Source organism: uncultured Aquincola sp. (assembly GCF_964001545.1).
Classification (GTDB): Bacteria; Pseudomonadota; Gammaproteobacteria; order Burkholderiales; family Burkholderiaceae_C; genus Aquincola.
Genome location: NZ_CAXFDV010000867.1, coordinates 1 through 2,460, shown reverse-complemented (window position 1 = coordinate 2,460; position 2,460 = coordinate 1). Strand labels below are relative to the sequence as shown.

The 2,460-nt window shown below is 75.8% G+C and carries 2 protein-coding genes; both read right to left on the bottom strand.

Annotation, left to right across the window (positions count from 1 at the left end; all coding sequences use genetic code 11):
• Positions 1-2,124: SAV_2336 N-terminal domain-related protein (locus tag ABNT58_RS29860; RefSeq protein WP_348756978.1), on the bottom strand; the 2,124-nt coding region annotated here is incomplete at its 3' end.
• 45 nt (positions 2,125-2,169) lie between these two features.
• Positions 2,170-2,460 (bottom strand): hypothetical protein (locus tag ABNT58_RS29855; protein ID WP_348756977.1); only part of this gene is annotated, 291 nt, incomplete at its 5' end.

Genomic DNA, 2,460 nt, shown 5'->3' with positions numbered 1-2,460 from the left:
GCCGCCCACGCACAGCATCAGCGCCGCTTGCTGCTCGACCCGGTCCAGCAGTCGCCGCAGGTCGTCGTCGGGGCGGCGACGCAAGTCCTTGCCGAAGGCGTCGCCCACGGTGTGGAACTTCAGCCGCAACGGCTGGCTGAACAGCGTCGGCCAGGCGTCCCGGAACGCCTGCACGGCGGCTTCGAAGTCCGGCTGCAGCACGTCGAAGCCCTGCACCAGGAACACCGTGCTGGGCCCGCGCATGGCCAGCGGCTCGCGCTGCCAGCGGCGCTGGCCGGGGCCGGTGGGCTGCAGCCGGAACGTGGCCAGGCCCTGCTGGTGCAGCACCGCCAGGCGCTGGCCGTCGGGCGACCAGGCCAGCTTGCGGGCTTCGGCGGGCAGGGCGGTTTCGGCCTGCACGGTGACGCCCGGTGCCCACTGCGGTTCACGCACGCTGGGCGCTGGCGGCCCTGCATCCGCTGGCGGTGCATCGGGCGGCGCTGGGGGCGGCCGGTACAGCGCCTGCACCTGCCGCGAGACTTCCGCAAACGGCAGCGCCCATGCGGGCAGGCGCAGCGCGCCCTGGTCGTCGCGCATCAAGGCGGCCAGGTCGATCGGGCTGCCGGTGCGTTCGGCGATGTAGCCAGAGACGGCGCGGCGCACCGCGTCGGCTTCGTGCTTCAGCAGCGCGGCCTGCAAGGTTTGGCGCACGCCGGGCGCGAAGTCGAACACCACGTCGTCGTCGCCGCCGATGGCCGCCTCGGCCGGGGGCGCCGGCTGGCGCTGCAGCAGGCCGCCCAGCAGCAGCAGCGGCAGGTCTTCGGCCGGGGCACCGGGCTGCATCACGCGGTGCACCAGGCGCACCACCGGCAGCGTCAGCGGCGCGGCGGCCGACAGCTGCACAGCAGCCTGCAGCAAGCGCGCGCTGCCCACGGCGCGGAAGCGGCTGATGCGTTGCTCGGGGGTGAGCTGGGACAGGTCTTCTTCGCCGGCCCCCGCTCCTGTTGGCGGGGCGGACGTGGCCGGCCACAGCAGCGCGGCGGCCCCGCGGACGCCGGGCTTGGCCATCAGCATCGTGGCCAGCCGGCCCAGCGAGGCGGGCGTGAGCGCGGCCACCGGCATCGGCTGCACGGGTCGGTGGGCACGCAGCCAGCGCGGGCGGGTCAGCCGCAGCTCGGCCAGCGGTGCGCCGGGGCGCGGCGCCTGCACGCCCAGGTCGGCGGCACCCAGCGCGCTGTGCGGCCACAGGCGCTCGGGCATCCACTGCAGCGCGGCCACGCAGGTGCGTGGGCCCAGCAGTGCGGCCAGCGCGGCCATGCGGCCGTCGGACCAGGCGGCGCTGGTGCCATCGGTGGCGATCAGCACCAGCGAGGCATCGTCTTCCAGCAGCATGCTCGGCGACTGCAGCGCGCCGCTGCGGCTGCGCAGCTGCAGGCGGGGCGGCGGGCCGGGCGGGGCTGGCTGCAGTGGCGCTTCGGTCACCAGGGCCAGGCGCCGGAAACGGCGGAAGCCGCCCTGGCGCGCGAGCAGGGTTTCCAGCTCGTCGGCCAGGCCGCGCCACAAGGGCATCGCGGCGCTGTCTTCCACCAGCAGCGTGGCGCTGAAGAAGCGCTCGCGCTCAGGCACCAGCACCGGCGACAACAGGCCGGTGTCGGCCAGGCGCTCGGCGGTGGCGGCTTCGTCGATGACAAAGCGGGTGGCCGAGCGGCGGCGTTTGCCCAGCGGGCGTAGCGCGCGCGCCAGTGCCGGGCCGTCGCGCAGCGCGGGCACGCCGGCCACGCGCAGCGCACGGGCGCGCCAGGCGTCGTCGGCGGTGGGGGCGCCGGCGCGGGCATACACGCCGGCATCGGCTGGCGCTGGCGCTGGCGGTGGCGGTGGCGGCGCGGCGGGCAGTGGCACCTCCACCTCGGGGCCGGTCGGCCGGGCACGCGTAGGCGGCGTCGTGGAAGGGGCGGGCGTCGTCGTCGAGCCCTTGTCGTCCAGTGATGGCGCCTCAGCCGGCACCGGCGTGGCCGCCCCTGGCCCGGGCAGCCAGCGGCTCAGCCATAGCGCGTCCAGCAGCTGCGTGGCGTCGTCGGCCAGGCCGGCGGCCTGCAGCCGCGCCAGCCATGGGCGCAGGTCGGGCGGGTGGCCGGGGGATGACACGGTCAGCGCGCGGGCAGCGGGAACGGGCGAAGCGGTCTCACACGGTCAGCCCAGCGGCTGGGTCACGCGCTTGACCAATCCATCTTTCTGCTCGGCCGGCAGCCCGGCGCGGCCCACCACCAGCAGCACCGCGTTCAGCAGCTGGTCGGTGGCCAGGCGTTCGTTGGCGGCGCGCTGCGCGAAGTCGGCGATGCGCTGCTGCACCTCGGCCGCCAGTTCGCCGTGGAAGTACTCGGCCAGATGGGCCTGCACCACCTGCGTCAGCCGGGCCACGTCCTGGCAGGGGTCAGGCATCTGCAGCCGCAGGCAGCGGCGCAGGAAGGCGGGCGGAAACTC